Source organism: Amycolatopsis sp. NPDC050768, assembly GCF_040654155.1.
Classification (GTDB): domain Bacteria; phylum Actinomycetota; class Actinomycetes; order Mycobacteriales; family Pseudonocardiaceae; genus Amycolatopsis.
This window is the reverse complement of the sequence record NZ_JBFAHL010000001.1, coordinates 888629-903477: the sequence shown is the minus strand read 5'-3', so window position 1 is coordinate 903477 and position 14849 is coordinate 888629. Positions and strand designations below refer to the sequence as shown.

Below are 14849 nucleotides of genomic sequence, written 5' to 3'. Positions count from 1 at the left end.
TGTTCGAGCGTTCGGCGGGTCGGGCCGGTCAGTGTCCTGTCCGGATTGGTTCGACCGGAAGCCACGCCTGCATCAGCGCTGCGTATCGCCTTGACTGGACCAGTAGCTCGGCGTGGCTGCCGAGCAGGGTCTCGCGCCCGTCGAGCACGAGCACGTGGCGCGCCCGCACGGCGGACGACAGGCGGTGCGCGATCACGACCAGCGTGCCGCCGCGCTCGGTGAAGGCGCGCTCGGCGCGGGACTCGGCAGCGGGGTCCAAAGTGGACGTCGCTTCGTCGAGGACGACGATGCGCGCCGCGCTCGCGTGGACGCGGGCGAGGGCGATGAGCTGGGCCTCTCCGCCGGAGAGGCCTTCGGCTTCGTGGCAGAGCTCGGCATCGAGGCCGCCGAGGCGGGCGAGCAGCTCTTCGGCGCCGACGGCTTGGGCGGCGGCGCGGAGGTGCTCGTCCGACGCGGTGGGAGCGAACAGGCCGAGGTTGTCACGCAGTGTGCCCGCGAAGACGTAGGCCTGCTGGGGGATGAGCGCGATGAGCTCGTGCCGGTTGGCGGCTTCGGCCACGGGCACGCCGCCGAGCAGCACCTGGCCGGCCTGGGGCGTGAGCAGCCCCGTGAGCAGGCCCGCGAGTGTCGACTTGCCGATCCCGCTCGGGCCGACGACAGCGAGGTGGTCGCCCGCGCGCAGGTGGAGGTCCAGTCCACGCACCACGGGTTCGGGTGCGGCGCCCCAGCGGAAGGTGAGGCCGCAGACTCTCAGGTCGGTGCTGTGAGCTTCTTCGGTTTTCCGTTTCGCCGGCGGCACCTCGGCGGTCTCGGCCAGCCGCTTGAGCGCCACGATCAGCCTGAGCACGACGGTGCCCGCGGTGGCGGCCAGCCCTCGCAGCGCCGGCTGCATCGTCGTCGCCAGGTAGACCAATGCGCCCAGTGCCGCTCCGGCCGTCAGCTCGCCCGTCTCGACCAACCCGGGCGCGACCGCCAAGCTCGCGATCAACGGAACGAACGCCCCGAGCGAGATCACCAACGACCTCGCCGCCCCGGAATGTGCGACTCTCACGGCGGCTTCGGCCTGCTTCTCGACTGCGTCGTACACCGCCAACGCCGCCCCCGGCTCGGCCCCACACGCCACGACGTCCCGCATCCCGCCGAGCACGGTGCCGGTGGTCTCGGCGGTCCGCTCGTCGGCCAGCACGAGCGCCCGCTGCCTGCGTGCGAGCGACGGCAGCAGCGCCGCGAACACCGCGATCGCGATCGCCACGGGCACCGCCACCGGGAGGACGAGCTGCCCCGCGACGGTCACCAGTCCCGCGATGGCCGCCGCCGTCGTCACGACCATCGCGCGCGCCTGCACGAGCAGTCCCGCCGTGGCGTCCCGCACCACCTCCACGTGCTGCGTGATCCTCGCGACGCCACTCGCGTCGGCCGCGTTCCGCGGCGGGTTGGGGTCGTGCAGCACCCCGCGGACCACGGCCGTCACCAGCGCGTCCCGCAGCGGCTCCACCACTTGCCCGAGCTGCCGCCACACCAACCGCGACCCGAACGCCCCGGCCAGCGCCGCCACCCCGAACAACGCGAGGTAGCCGATCCCGGCCTTCGGCGCCCCCACCGCGAACCCCCGGTCGACGGCCAGCTCGACCAACCGCCCGGAGAAGAACGCCGGCGCACCTTCCAGTGCGGAGCACGCCAGGAGGACCAGCCCGCCGCGCCATTGCCGCAGGAGGGTCGCGCGGTAGAGGTGACTGACGCTCATCCCGCCTCCTCCGTGAACACGGCGCGGTACTGCGGGTCCTGCCACAGGACGGCGTGCGGGGCGACGGCTCTGACGTGGCCGTCTTCGAGCCAGACGACAGCGTCGGCGCGGGAGGCGAGGGCGGCGCGGTGCGTGACGACCACCAGGGTTCTCGCGGGGAGGTCGGCGAGGACGGACTGTTCGGTGACGGTGTCGAGGCTGGCGGTGGCGTCGTCGAGGAGGAGCACGCGCGGGTTGTGCACGATGGCCCGCGCGAGGCCCACGCGCGCGGCCTCCCCGCCCGACAGCGGGGTTTCGGCGAGCGGGGTGTGATAGCCGCGGGGGAGGCGGGTGATGACGTCGTGGATGCGGGCGGTGCGGCAGGCCGCGCGGACGGCGGTGTCGCCGGCCCAGCTGCCGTAGCCCACGGCGTCGGCGACGGTGGCGCCGAGCAGGTGCGGCCGGGCGAAGCCGTAGCCGACCACGGCGCGGAGCTCCTCGGGGCGCAGAGTGGTGAGGTCGCGGCCGTCGAGGTGGGCTTGGCCTGCGTCGGGGGAGGTGAGGCCGCCGAGGAGACTGACCACAGTGGACTTACCGGAGCCGGATTTCCCTACGATGGCGGTGAATGTGCCGCCGGGAATGGTGAGCGTGGTGGGGTGCAGGGCGCCTTGGACGGTGGCGTTGTGGAGGGTGAGCGTCCCGTTGCCGGGCAGGAGGCCGAGCTTGCCGCGTTCGGGGGTGGGGACGTCGAGAACCTCGGCGACGCGCTGGGCGCAGCCGCGGGCCCGCGAAACGGTGGTGAGCAACGGGATTTGCGTCACGAGCCCCATGCCGAGCGCGACGTAACCGAGGGCGGCGAGCACGTCGCCGACCGTCAGCCGGTGCCCGAGCACCCCGAACCCCGCCGCGGTGAGCGCGGCCAGCTCCACGGCCGGCAACAGCAACGCGGCGCGCCAGACCATCTTCGCCTGCGTCCGCCACATCCCACGCCCGGCAAGACTCAGGCGCGGCAACGGTTTCAGCACGCGCTCGGCTTCCCGGTCCGCGGTGCCGGACGCGGCGATCGTGGCCAGGCCGGTGGTGGCGTCGAGCAGCCGCGCCGCGAGCTCGCCGGAGACGCGCTGATAGGTGAGGACGTCGTCGGCGGTGTTCTTGAGGTGCGACCTGGCGAGGAGGAGCGCCACGGGGATGCTGCCGAGGAACACGAGCGCGAGCCGCCAGTCGAGGACCGCGAGCAGCACGATGGCCCCGACGGAGATCACCGCCGCGGACACCAGCTGCACCACGACCGGCACGATGCTGCCCGCCCCCACGGCGTCCCCGGCCATCCGGCTCACCGCATCCCCTTCGGCGAACGGGGTTTTCGTCTTCTGCGCAAGCAGCCGGTCGATCATCCTGCGCCGCAGCCACGCGCCGGCGCCACTGGTGACCCTGACGACGACCACCCCGCCGACCACGTCGGCCACGATCTCGGCCCCACCGACGACGACCAGCCAGACGACCTGCTTCGCCGCGCCACTGCCGCTGATCACGGCATCGGTGGCTGCCGCCAACGCCCCGGGCAACAACAAACTCGCCCCCACTGCGACGAGCCCGACCACGGCGAGGACCCCCACCCGCCAGGGGTCTCTCCTCGCGACTTCCCCCAAGAGCCGATCCCCGGGTGCTGCCGGTTTCGCCGCCTTCCTTGCCTTTCGCCCGCGCCTTGCCATGGGCTCCGGCAAGTCGGAAGGCGGTTCGGCAACTTGCCGCACAGCTCCGCCGGATGCCGGTCGCGTTCGTGTCGCTCGGCCGCGGCTTGCCGTCGGTTGCGGTAGGTCGTCGTGCGGAGTGGCAACTTGCCGTTCCGAGGGGGCGCTTGCCGGTGATGGGGCGGGCGTCGGGCGGTGATGTGCCGTGGGTTGTGGCAAGGCGGAGGGGGTTGTGGCAACTTGCCACTCGGGACCCGCGCTTGCCGAATCGGGGTGGGATGCGCCGACGGGGCTGGTGGTGGGCACCGCGTCGACGGGACCGTCGGAAGGTGCTCCGTACCCGGGCATCTCACTCCTCGTCAAACGAGCCCAACCAGCCCAACCTGCCGCCCATCGCGCGGCAGATCCCAGCGAACCCGGTGACCAACCCGCGGCACCGGTGCAGAATGGTGAGGCGGGAGCGGCGCACTTGGCCTGCGCCGCTCCCGCACCCGGTCCGTGACGCCCCGACGCAAGGCACCCGAGAGCACCACAGCACCCGAGAGCGCCGGGCACCCGAGAGCACCGAGGCACCCCAGAACGCCGAAGCGCCCGAGAGCACCCAATCGCCGAAAGACCGTCAGAAGGTCGACAAGGATCGAAGGGTCAGTAGGTCAGCTAACTCAGTGGCAGGTCAGCAGGCTGAGCGTGCTGTGCGCGCACGACGCCAGCAGACTCAGGTTGCTCGGCGCCCCGTGGCCGTGACCGTGGCCGTGGCCGCCGCCGTGGCCTTCGAGGGCTTCGGGGGCTTCCAGGGCCTGCAGGTCGAGAACCAGTTCCATGGTGATCCCTTCTCGTGTTCTTCCGCCGGCCATCAGCGGCCGGAGGTGTGGGGGGACGGCGTGGCACCCAGGAAAGGCAGCACCTCCGAGCCGTCCAGCAGGGCCGACAGCGCGAGCAGCACGCCCGCGCTCCCGGTGGTGACGTCGGTCGACAGCCGCAGCAGCTGGTTGCCAGGGAAGGCCAAGCCGCCGCGGAACGGGATGGCGTGCCAGGCCAGGCGCGCCAGGTGCAGGTCGATGGCCGAGCGAACCCGGTCCGAGGGCGAAGCGGCGAACGACAGCGCCGCCAGCAGACCCGCGCGGCCGTGCAGCAGGCCGGGCTGGATCACGAACTCGCCGCGGCACGCCTCGCGCAGCGCGGGCAGACTCGAACACGCCAAAGCGGAAGGCGAAGCCCGCGCCAGCTGCTCCAGCACCATCAAGATCCCCGCGCTGCCGATCCCCGCATACGGCAGCGTCCGACGCTCACCGTCGCGGACTTGCAGGGAGCCGTCGTCCGCCGTGGCGCATTCTTCGAGGTCGCGGCGCAACGCTTGGTCCGCGAACGACAGCCACGCGGGCTCACCGGTCCGCTCGTACAGCCGGATGAACAGCAACGCCGGCCCCGACCACCCGCTCAACAGGCCCGCCCGCGCGAACTTCCCCGGCGGCGCGGCCGTCTCCAACGTCTCGGCCAGTCGCACCGCGGTCGCCAACGCCTGCCGCCCGTACTCGTTGTCGCCGCGCGAAGTCGCGAAGTGGAGCTGCGTCAAGGCAATCCCGGCGAGCCCGCCCTCGAAGGCGTGGTCAGTGGTCTGGTCCACCAGAGCCCGGGACGCGGCCAGCACTGCCGAAGCCGCGTCGCGGTGGCCGAAGTGCTCGAGCACGTACGCGATCCCGTGGCTGCCGTCGAAGAACCCAGGCCGCGCGGGCGGTTCGCGGCGCACGGCGTCGAGCAGCCACTGCTCGTGCTCCGGGAACCGCCCGGCTCCGGCCACGTCCAGCGCCCACAGCACACCTGCCGCGCCGAAGCCGAAACACGCGCCGCCCACCCGGAACTGCTCGATGTCGCCCGGGAACAACCGGTCCAGTCGCGACGGGGTGGCCGAAGCCAGCACACCCTCCACGACCTGCTTGCGCACCAGCGTCCAGTCGGGCCGCTCCTCGTCGAGCTCGGTGAGACCGCCGACCCGGTCGTCGCCCAGCACCCGCACCAGCTCGTCCGCGTACCCGTCGGCCAGCCCGAACCGCCGCTGCGCGAACTCCGCGGCACCCCGCAGCTTCGCCGGCGCCAGCTCCAGCAGCGTCGCCAACGGCAGGAACAGCCACAGCCGCAGCATCGCCAGCGCGTACCGGTCGATGTCGAACCCGTGCCGGTCGGCCGGCGCGCGGAATCCGGGCGCTCCCAACGCCGGCCGCGAGCCCGAAGCGACGTCGAACGCCATCTCGAAGTCGATCAGCGACACCGTGTCGTCGTCGGCCACCAGCACGTTCAGCGCGTGCAGGTCACCGAACACCACCCCGCGTTCGTGCAGGTCGGCGACGATCCGCTCCACCTGCGCGAGCACCCCCAGCGCCCGGTCGCGGTACGCCAGCAGGTCGGCCTCGGTGCTGTCGCGGCGTGTGAGCGGGTAGTGCAGTGCGAGCCAGCTGCCCAGCGATGTCCCCGGCATCCGCTTCATCGCCAGGTAGTGGTGCTCCCACACGGTGAAGCGCTCGTACGCGTCCGGAACGCCCGGAACGTCCGCCAGCCGCTGGAGAACCTCGTGTTCGCGCTCCAACCGTTCGACGGCGTCGACCAGCTCGCGGTCCAGCCCGGCGTGGGGCCGGGCCTCCTTCAGCACGACCTCCGCCCCGTCCGCCTTGCGCTCGGCGACGTACACGCCGCCGCCGTTGGAGAAGTGCAGGGAGCTCGTCACGCGGTAGGGGAACTGCCCCGGATCGCCGCCTTTGCGCGCCGCGAGGCTCGCGTCCAGGCACACCGGAATCTTCACCCAATCGGGTACCGAGAAAACGGGCTCGCGCCGGTCGGGTACGGGTGTACCGTCGGGTTTGCGGATCGCGAGCACCCGTGTGCCGTCGTGTTCCACCCATTGTTCGGCGAATCCGCCATAACGTACGTATAACGGCCCGGATTCGTACCGAAGGTCGCTGAGTACATAAGCGCCGTGTTCGCCAGTCAGCCGCTCGGAAAGATCTTGAAGAACCCGTGCCAGTTCGCGCTCGTCGAGCGGATAAAGCGTGATCAACTTGCCGCTTCCGTCGCGAGGTGCATATTTCGAATTCCGCGCCAGCAGGATGGTCCGGGACTGCAGGTGCTTGAACGCCACGCGACGGTCCACGCAGTACTCGTGCACTGCCGCCAGCACGCGGTCCGCATTGTCCATTCCGGCCGAAACGTGGACCTTCCAGCCCTGTTCGGGCAGGTCAACGCCCTGCGGGTGCAGCACGCGCCAGATGCCGCGCGTGCCCACCGTCCACATCGGTCCCGGCGCCGGCAGCCCGGCGGCGAAGTCGTCGGCGGGTGCTCCGGTTTCGCGTTGTTCGTCGAAGAACAGCGGATCCGCGAAGCAGAACGCTTCATACCGCATGTCCATGAAACCGCACCCTCCGCGTACTTCCGCACTCCCTGACGAGGAATATTCCCGCACGCCGGAGGTGTAAAGGCCAATCCGCCAACCCGGGGGTTCGGCTGGGCTGATCAGGGTAGACAGAAGTGCCGCCGAAGTCCGAAACCGGGGACCCTGTGTGATTTCACGGATTACTCGACCACTCGGTCGTGGTGTAACACCCGGCTCGTCGCATTGTTCATGCAGGTCCGGCGAAGTGCGGCATACTCTGCCGATCGTTACCGATCCGACCACAGTCACGGCCGAATGGCTTCGTGGCGGCGGTTACGTGCCGCGTGGGGGTCGGCCTACTTTTGGCCGGATCAGTAACTGTACCGTGAAATTGGCAGAATGCCATCAACGGATTCCGGTGCCCGATTTCGACGGCAGCGTGGAGCTGGGGGACGGCTCAGTCCACAGGAGACCGACGGTCGTGGCGCCGGCCACGTCGGCGGCCCTCGGCGAACAGCCCCGGAAACGCCAGCGGGTACGTTGTGGCCAGCGCGGCAGAAGGAGGAACGGGTGATTCTCGGTTTCGCGGTGGCGGTGGCGGTGTGCGCACTGCTGGTCGCGCTGTGGAGCTTCCTGCAGGCCGCGCGAAAGCGCCTGCCGGACACCCCGCTGCTCGTCGCGCTCGGTATGGTCGAGGTGCTGCTCATCGCCCAGCTCGTGGTCGGCATCGTGCTGCTCGCGAGCGGTGAGAAGCCCGGCAGCCTCGCCACGTTCCTGGCCTACCTGATCGGCTGCCTGGTCGTGCTGCCGGTCGGCGCGGTGTGGGCGCTGGCCGAGCGGAGCCGGTCGAGCACGGTCGTGCTCGGCATCGCCTGCCTGGCCATCCCGGTGATGGTGCTGCGACTGAACGAGGTGTGGAGTGGAGCAAGCGCGTAAGACGGCCACGGGCCCGGGCCGGGTGCTGGTCGCGGTGTACGCGATCTTCGCGCTGGCCGCGACCTCGCGCGCCGGCGTCCAGATCGGCACGAAGTTCCACGAAGCGCCGCTGGCCTACGTGCTCTCGGCCTTCGCCGCCGTCGTCTACCTCCTCGCGACCTTCGCCCTCGCCAAAGGCGGCGAACGCTGGTGGCGCGTCGCGCTCGTGGCCTGCAGCGTCGAGTTCCTCGGGGTGCTGACGATCGGCACCCTCAGCATCTTCGACCGCCAGGCCTTCCCCGACGCCACGGTGTGGTCGGTCTACGGCCAGGGTTACGTCTTCATCCCGCTCGTGCTGCCGCTGGTCGGCCTGTACTGGCTGTGGCGGACGGCCCCCCAGCGAGTCTCGGCCTGAGCTGCGGAAACGCGGTTTCCCCGGCTACTTTCGCCGGTTCCGGCACCCGGACAAATCCCCTGATGATCAGGGCCGCTCCGGGTCCCAGACCGCCTCGACCAGGCGACCGGGAAGGGTCCGCACCGCTTCGTGGTTGTCACCCAAGAGAACCCGTAGCGGAACGAGGAGACCATGGCCCAACCCACGCAGAAGATCCCCGGCCCCGACCACCCGATCACGGTCGAGGTCAACCTGGCGCGCGTGCTCGTGAAGCTGGGCGACACGGTCATCGCCGACACGACCCGGGCGCAGGTGCTGCGCGAGTCCACCTACCCGGCGGTGCAGTACATCCCGCGTGAGGACGTCGACTTCGCAGCCCTCGCGCGGACCGAGCACCACACGTACTGCCCGTACAAGGGCAACGCGTCCTACTACTCTCTGACCCCGGCCGGCTCCGCGGGCGACAACGCCGTCTGGACGTACGAGGAGCCCTACGACGCGGTGTCCCCGATCAGGGACCACCTCGCGTTCTACGCGGACCGCGTCTCGATCGAGGAACTGCCCGCCTGACCCACGAAAAAAAGCCGGGCGCGCCCCGAGAAAACGGAGCGCGCCCGGCAACAGAACTCAGCGGGTGACGGTCAGCTGAGCCGACCCCGTCACGCCACCGCTGGTCACCGAGATCGTCACGGTGCCCAGGCGGCGAGCCGTGACCTTCCCCGTCACAGCGTCCACCGAAGCGACGCGAGTGTCGCTCGACGACCACACGTGCGAAGCCGGATCGGCGATCGGCATGGTGGCCGTGGGGAGGTTGTCCCCGCCGACCTCGGCGCCCGTGGCGGAAGCACTGACCGAAGCACCGACCCGCAGCGAAGCAGCGGGCACCGTCACCGCGATCGACGACAGCACCGGCTCCACCGAGAACTGCACGTCACCACGAGCGGTGTGCAGCAGCACGAAGTGGTAGATGCCGCCCTCGTCCGAAGGCGCGTACGCCGGCATGCCGAGGTCCGCGATCGTCAGCTGCGGGATACCGCCGGCGGCCGGCGACGTCGGGTTGCCCAGCGGGTCGATGACCTGATCGGCGAACCCGCGCGCGTGGCCGTAGACCATCACCACGTGCTTGTCCGGGTGCGTCTGCTGGTAGCGCTGCACCAGCCGCACGTACATGCGCGCTTCCCACCGGTCGCTGAACTGGCTGTTGGCCACCGGGTGCGGGTCGTACGCCGGCATGTGCGTGGTCACCAGCACGGTCTGCGACGAGGCGTCCGTGAGCTGCTTGACCAGCCACGGGTACTGCGCCTCGGCGGGCGACTGGAACGCGTCCGACGACTGCAGGCTGCCGTGCGCGTTGTCGGTGACGATCACCTGCGCGTCGCCGGCCTTGTACTGGTAGTGCGTGGCGCCGAAGACCTGGGCGAAGTTGCCGTTCTCCGGCAGCACGCCCTGGCTGATCTCGTGGTTGCCCACCACGTCGTGGTACGGCACGCCCAGCGCGGCGATCTTCTGCTGCGCGTACTGCAGGTCGGCGACCGCGCCGTCGTCCGACATGTCACCCAGTGCCTGCACCGAAGACGGCCGTGCCTGCGAAGGCAACGTCGGCAGCCGGCCCTTGATGGTGTCCATGACGTTCGAAGACGCCGAACCCGGGTCGCTCGCCACCATGTGCGCGTCGTCGCCCAAAAGCATCGTCGAGCCCGAACGCGAGAAGTCCGCGGCGTTCTCCGAGAACTTCAGCCACGACGGGTTCTGCGGAATCGCCTGGTACGGCGGCGTGACCAGCGGACGCGGTGAGTACAGCGCCTGCAGACCGCTCACGTTCAGCGTGCCCGACGTCGTCTGGCTCGGGTTGATCGTGAGGAAGTCGACGAAGCTGATCCGCAGCGGGAAGTTCAGCCCCGGCGGCAGCGTCGCGATGGCCAGGCGCCAGTCCTGCCACGTCACCGTGGTCGGGTACAGCGTGGTGGTGGCACCGTCGATGCCGATGTACGACTCGGCCAGCTGGATGCCGGTGCCGTCGCCCTTCACCCACACGCCGATGCCGGTCGGGTTCTGACCGCTGGTGTTGGCGCCGGCCGTGATCGTGGACTTCGGCGACAGCACGAGCTGCTTCACGCCGGAGCCCGCGGGCATCGTGTACGTCAGCTGCGTCGAGGCCGAAGCCGTCGATCCCGGCGGGACGACGCCCGGCGCGGCGACCATCGTGGCCGGCCGGCCCGTGGTGTTGCGCAGGCTCCACGCGGCCGGGTCGCTGAAGTCGTTGAGCTCCTGCGACACGCTGCCGATGGCCACGGTCGCGGTCGCTGTGGCGCCGCCGACCTTCGCCGTCACCTTCTCCAGGCCCGAGTTCACCGCGTCCGCCGTGAAGACACCGGACTTGTCGACGCTGCCGAGCAACGCGTCGCTCACCGACCACGAAGCCGCGGCGGCGGGGATGGCGACCGCGGTGCCCGTGGACGTCGAGCCGGACAAGGTGAACGTCTGCGTGCCACCGTTGTTCAGGTCCGGGTCGGTGGGGGAGATCTGCAACGACCCGAGCCGGTCGACGACCCGCAGCGGCTGCACGGAGACCGCGATGCCCGCGCGGGCGATCAGCACGCCGGTGCCCGCGTGGCCCGCGGTGAACTGGCTGTCCTTCCACGAACCGAGCGTCGAGGGCACGACCTGCACGGACGCCTTCTCGCGCGCGGGGTTGCCGAGCGAGTCGAGGCCGAACGCGGGGACCGGCACGGTCGCGCGGGCACCGTGTCCACGCCCTTGCCGCCGTTCACGACCATCGTGCGCGCGAAGCCGGGGGCCTGCTCGGTCGAGTAGAGGAACAGGCCGTTGGCGACGGGCCGCTCGTGGCCGTCCGACGGGTTGTTCATCACCGAAACGGCGGGGTCACCCGGCTTGCGGGCGGCCATCTCGGTGGAGCCGCCGCCGTCGAAGAGCACGGCGTTGTACGCGCCGTGGGCCACCATGTAGCCCGCGACCTGAGCCGGCGTAACGCCCAATGCCGCGCTCGCACCGAGGCGCCCGTCGAGCGTGGCGATGATCGTGTGCTTGCCGTCCTTGCTCACGCCGACCACGGTCTCGGGGTTGACGCCGCCCGGCGGGTTGCCGGTCGGGTCGTTGTAGACCGCGCCGTCGCGCACCAGCATGGTCGAGCCGGACAGCAGCTGCTTGAGGCCGCCGGTGTCGGCCGTGACCGAGACCGAGTCTCCACTGTGGACAGTGGTCGACAGCCACGTGCCGCCCGCGCCGCCGCCGAGGAGGCCGAGCTGGCCCTTCGCCAGGGCAGGCGCCGCGGTGACGCCCGTCTGCACGGAGTCGACGACGAACGTGCCCGTCTTCGTCTCGTGCCCGAGCACGAGCGTGCTCGCCGGGAGAGCCGTCGCGCCGCCGAGGTCGGGGGTGATCTCGGTGATACCGCCGGACGCGACGTCGTTGACAACGTTGACAGAGGTCAGGGGAGTGCTCGTGGCACCGTCGGTGACCGAGCCGGAGAACGTCTGCGGGCCGAGCACCATCGTGCCGTCGGCGCGCACGCCGAGCTGCGCGTTGAAGTCCGGGCGCGGGCTCTTGAGCAGCTTGCCGTTCGTGATCACACCGCCGAGCGGGCGGCCGCTGGCGTTGATCTCGAAGAAGTCGCCGTTGACGCCGGCCACCGCGTGGGTGCGGGCGGCCATCGAGCTCACCGTCTCGTCGGCCGGGTTGGTGATCACGTCGCCGGCTTCGACCACGCCGAGGCGTACGTTCGGGTCACCGAGGTTCACGTCGAGCACCTGGGTGTGCTGGCGGCCGCCGACGGTGTCGTAGGTCTCGGAGTACTGGGTCACGCCGCGCGTGACGGTCACCGGCGTCGTCTTCGTCTGGTCGACGACGAGGCTCCAGTTCGTGGGAGTGGCCGGCAGCCACGGCTTCGGTGTCGCCGCCTCCGCCGTTCCGGCGGCCCCGAAGGTGACCACGCTTCCCGCGAGCAGCGCGGCGACCACCGCGCTGCTTCTTCGACTGCGTTTCAAGACAGCTCCTCGCTCGGGTGCACCGGGATGTGCGCACGTCACCCCAGCACTGCCCGGTGAAAACAAGATGTCGCGCCGTCGGCGACGAGGGATGCGGCAGGGAACGGGCGGCTCCGATTCGGGCGAAACGCCGCGTGGGTTGCACCACACGAGCGGGGGTAGCCGTGAGAAGCCCCGCTACGCGCTGGTGTTGCCTAGGTCATAACGTTGATACGGGAATGCTCTAGCGCGGATACGAGTTCAGCTGTAACGTTGGTACCAACGGAGCGAAACGACGATACGGAGACTGAGATGACCAGCAACGAGACCACGCAGCGTGTCGCGATCGTGACCGGCGGGTCGGGCGGAATCGGCCGGGTCGTGGCCGAGCGCCTGGCCAAGGACGGCATGCAGGTGCTGGTGCACTACTCGGGCAACCCGCAGCGCGCCGACGAGGTCGTGGCCGCGATCACCGCCGCCGGCGGCACCGCGAGCTCGGCGCAGGCCGACGTGGCGGACGAGGCCCAGGTCGAGGCCCTGTTCGACACCGCGGAGCAGCGTTACGGCGGGGTCGACGTGGTCGTGCACACCGCCGGGATCATGCTCCTGGCCCCGCTGACCGAGCTCAAGCTCGACGACCTGGACCGCATGCACCGCGTCAACATCCGCGGCACCTTCGTGGTCGACCAGCAGGCCGCCCGCCGGCTGCGCTCCGGCGGCGCCCTGATCAACTTCTCGACGTCGGTGACCAAGCTGGCGCTGAACAACTACACCGCCTACGCCGCTTCCAAGGGCGCGGTCGACGCGATCACCCTGATCCTGGCCCGCGAGCTGCGCGGACGTGACATCACCGTCAACGCCGTGGCCCCCGGCCCCACCGCCACCGCGCTGTTCCTCGAAGGCAAGCCGCAGGAAGTCATCGACCGCCTCGCCAAGGTCCCGCCGCTCGAGCGCCTCGCCGTGCCCGAAGACGTCGCCGAAGCCGTCGCCTTCCTCGCCGGCCCGGCCCGCTGGGTCAACGGCCAGGTCATCTACGCCAACGGCGGAGCCATCTGAGCTCGCCGCTCACCCCCACCCGCCTGCTGGTTCGAAGGAGAACTCCCATGTCCCAGACCATCGTCATCACCGGTGCTTCCAGCGGCTTCGGCGCCCTCACCGCCCGCGCGCTGGCCGAGGGGGGCCACACCGTCTACGCCGGCATGCGCGAGACGGCCGGCCGCAACGCCCCGCAGGTCCAGGCCGTCGCCGACTACTCGAAGGAGCACGATGTCGACCTGCGTGCCATCGAGCTGGACGTGAACTCGCAGGACTCCATCGACGCGGCTGTCGCACGGATCGAGGCCGACAGAGGCACCATCGACGTGCTGATCCACAACGCCGGTCACATGGTCACCGGCCCGGCCGAGGCCTTCACGCCGGAACAGCTCGCGGAACTCTACGACGTGAACGTGCTCAGCACCCAGCGCGTGAACCGCGCCGTGCTGCCCGGCATGCGCCGCCGTGGCGAGGGCCTGGTCGTGTGGGTCTCCAGCTCCAGCGTCAAGGGCGGCACCCCGCCGTACCTCGCGCCGTACTTCGCCGCGAAGGCCGGCATGGACGCCCTCGCCGTCAGCTACTCGACCGAGCTGACCCGGTGGGGCATCGAGACGTCGATCGTGGTCCCCGGCGCCTTCACCTCGGGCACCAACCACTTCGCCCACTCGGGCCGCCCGGCCGACGACGCCGTGGTCGCCGACTACGAGACCAAGTACGCCGGCCTGATGGAGCAGGTCTCGGGCAAGCTTGCCGCCCTGGAGCCGGCCGACGCCGACGTCTCTTCGGTCGCCGCCGAGATCGCCCGCATCGTCGCCATGCCCCGCGGCGAACGTCCGTACCGCGTGATCATCGACCCGTCCGACGACGGTTCGGCCGAGGTCTCGGCGGTCGCCGACCGCATCCACCGCGAGTTCTACGAGCGCATCGACCTGGCGGATCTGCTCACGATCCGGAAGTGACCGTCCGGAAGGGACCGTGCACAAGGGAGGGAAGCCCCGGCTTCCCTCCCTTCGCCGTACCTACTTCAGCCGGATGACGATCCCCGTCAGTCCGCTCAGGACGCTCGCCACGCCCGCCCGCACGGCCGCCGCCGCCCGTTCCGGGGTGAAGGACCCCGGGTCGTCGCCCGTGGCGGTCATGAGGCCGGCGCCGCGGAAGGTGGCGCCCGGCCAGTTGGCGGCGGTGACGTTGGCGGTCGGTTCCGCGATCTCCGCGCCGAGCACGAGGAACTGCCGGTCGAGGTGGCTGGCGGTGACCACGGTGATCGCGTCGACGAGTTCGCTGCCGGCAGTGATGATGAGGTCCGGGGCGAGGTTCATGGCCTCGACGATGCTGTCGGTGTGGCGGACGGGATCGTCGGCCGTGACGACCTTGAGGCTCACCTGCTCTTGCTCGGCCCAGTCCTTGACCGCGCCGACCAGGGTTTTCGTCTGCGGGTCGTCGCCGGCGGTCAGGAGCACCACGCGGTAGCCCGGTGCCGGGTGCACGGCGTCCCACGAACCCGGCCGCGGGGTGATCGTCGCTTCCGGAGTCGGTGGCGTACTGGTGAATCCCTGACCGAGGACGCCGACGGCGGTGGGCGCGGGGTGTGGTCCCGACCAATCGTCGGTGGCGCCGCACCCGCTCAGGAGCACTGCCGTCAGTGCGCCGACGACCACGAATCGTGAACGCAAGCCGGATCGTCCTTTCGGGCCAGTGGTGCGCGGATCGGTCTCCTTCCTACCCGATCGCCGCCCGTTTCCGGTGC

12 protein-coding genes are annotated in these 14849 nt (G+C 70.6%); 5 read left to right on the top strand and 7 right to left on the bottom strand.

Annotated elements, in window-relative coordinates; all coding sequences use genetic code 11:
* Positions 1–28: 28 nt before the first annotated feature.
* The 4 genes from AB0H62_RS04640 to lanKC all read right to left on the bottom strand — a co-directional run bounded on the left by AB0H62_RS04640 (position 29) and on the right by lanKC (position 6811).
* A complete protein-coding gene (locus AB0H62_RS04640; RefSeq protein ID WP_360584113.1) occupies positions 29–1744 on the bottom strand; it encodes an ABC transporter ATP-binding protein in 1716 nt (571 codons plus the stop codon).
* Positions 1741–3435 carry an ABC transporter ATP-binding protein gene (locus tag AB0H62_RS04635; RefSeq protein ID WP_360584111.1) on the bottom strand — a complete coding sequence of 565 codons (1695 nt, stop codon included), beginning with the start codon at positions 3433–3435 and terminating at the stop codon, positions 1741–1743. The genes AB0H62_RS04640 and AB0H62_RS04635 overlap by 4 nt, the downstream gene beginning before the upstream one ends.
* A 641-nt stretch (positions 3436–4076) precedes the next feature.
* Entirely contained in the window at positions 4077–4235 is a 159-nt protein-coding gene (locus tag AB0H62_RS04630; protein WP_360584109.1) for a SapB/AmfS family lanthipeptide, read from the bottom strand.
* 32 nt (positions 4236–4267) lie between these two features.
* Positions 4268–6811, bottom strand: coding sequence for a class III lanthionine synthetase LanKC (lanKC, locus tag AB0H62_RS04625; protein WP_360584107.1), 2544 nt, complete (start codon positions 6809–6811; stop codon positions 4268–4270).
* 534 nt (positions 6812–7345) lie between these two features.
* Between lanKC and AB0H62_RS04620 the strand changes: the two genes are divergently transcribed.
* The 3 genes from AB0H62_RS04620 to AB0H62_RS04610 all read left to right on the top strand — a co-directional run bounded on the left by AB0H62_RS04620 (position 7346) and on the right by AB0H62_RS04610 (position 8654).
* Positions 7346–7711 (top strand): hypothetical protein, encoded by a 366-nt coding sequence (locus AB0H62_RS04620; protein ID WP_360584105.1) that lies wholly within the window; start codon positions 7346–7348, stop codon positions 7709–7711.
* 22 nt (positions 7712–7733) lie between these two features.
* Positions 7734–8105, top strand: a complete 372-nt coding sequence (locus AB0H62_RS04615; protein WP_304504328.1) for a hypothetical protein — start codon at positions 7734–7736, stop codon at positions 8103–8105.
* A gap of 171 nt (positions 8106–8276) precedes the next feature.
* Complete coding sequence (locus AB0H62_RS04610) at positions 8277–8654, top strand: DUF427 domain-containing protein (RefSeq protein WP_220245803.1); 378 nt, start codon at positions 8277–8279, stop codon at positions 8652–8654.
* 57 nt (positions 8655–8711) lie between these two features.
* Here the strand turns inward: AB0H62_RS04610 and AB0H62_RS04605 are convergent, their stop codons facing one another.
* Both AB0H62_RS04605 and AB0H62_RS04600 read right to left on the bottom strand, forming a co-directional pair.
* The gene (locus AB0H62_RS04605) at positions 8712–9710 is read right to left on the bottom strand and encodes an Ig-like domain-containing protein (protein WP_360584665.1); all 999 of its coding nucleotides are present in this window, start codon (positions 9708–9710) and stop codon (positions 8712–8714) included.
* A gap of 965 nt (positions 9711–10675) precedes the next feature.
* Positions 10676–12088: a phosphodiester glycosidase family protein gene (locus tag AB0H62_RS04600; RefSeq protein ID WP_360584103.1), complete on the bottom strand. Its 1413-nt coding sequence runs from the start codon at positions 12086–12088 to the stop codon at positions 10676–10678.
* Between the two features lie 291 nt (positions 12089–12379).
* Between AB0H62_RS04600 and AB0H62_RS04595 the strand changes: the two genes are divergently transcribed.
* Both AB0H62_RS04595 and AB0H62_RS04590 read left to right on the top strand, forming a co-directional pair.
* Positions 12380–13123 carry an SDR family oxidoreductase gene (locus AB0H62_RS04595; protein ID WP_220245805.1) on the top strand — a complete coding sequence of 248 codons (744 nt, stop codon included), beginning with the start codon at positions 12380–12382 and terminating at the stop codon, positions 13121–13123.
* 47 nt (positions 13124–13170) lie between these two features.
* Complete coding sequence (locus tag AB0H62_RS04590) at positions 13171–14061, top strand: SDR family oxidoreductase (RefSeq protein ID WP_220245806.1); 891 nt, start codon at positions 13171–13173, stop codon at positions 14059–14061.
* Between the two features lie 60 nt (positions 14062–14121).
* Here AB0H62_RS04590 and AB0H62_RS04585 read toward each other — a convergent pair whose 3' ends face one another.
* Positions 14122–14775: a hypothetical protein gene (locus AB0H62_RS04585; RefSeq protein WP_360584100.1), complete on the bottom strand. Its 654-nt coding sequence runs from the start codon at positions 14773–14775 to the stop codon at positions 14122–14124.
* Positions 14776–14849: the final 74 nt, after the last annotated feature.

Bases quoted from the DNA above. Each gene is read 5' to 3' on its own strand.
- AB0H62_RS04640 (WP_360584113.1), bottom strand. From the start codon at position 1,744: ATGAGCGTCAGTCACCTCTACCGCGCGACCCTCCTGCGGCAATGGCGC.
- AB0H62_RS04605 (WP_360584665.1), bottom strand. From the start codon at position 9,710: ATGGACACCATCAAGGGCCGGCTGCCGACGTTGCCTTCGCAGGCACGG.
- AB0H62_RS04595 (WP_220245805.1), top strand. From the start codon at position 12,380: ATGACCAGCAACGAGACCACGCAGCGTGTCGCGATCGTGACCGGCGGG.
- AB0H62_RS04610 (WP_220245803.1), top strand. From the start codon at position 8,277: ATGGCCCAACCCACGCAGAAGATCCCCGGCCCCGACCACCCGATCACG.
- AB0H62_RS04635 (WP_360584111.1), bottom strand. From the start codon at position 3,435: ATGGCAAGGCGCGGGCGAAAGGCAAGGAAGGCGGCGAAACCGGCAGCA.
- AB0H62_RS04590 (WP_220245806.1), top strand. From the start codon at position 13,171: ATGTCCCAGACCATCGTCATCACCGGTGCTTCCAGCGGCTTCGGCGCC.
- lanKC (WP_360584107.1), bottom strand. From the start codon at position 6,811: ATGGACATGCGGTATGAAGCGTTCTGCTTCGCGGATCCGCTGTTCTTC.
- AB0H62_RS04630 (WP_360584109.1), bottom strand. From the start codon at position 4,235: ATGGAACTGGTTCTCGACCTGCAGGCCCTGGAAGCCCCCGAAGCCCTC.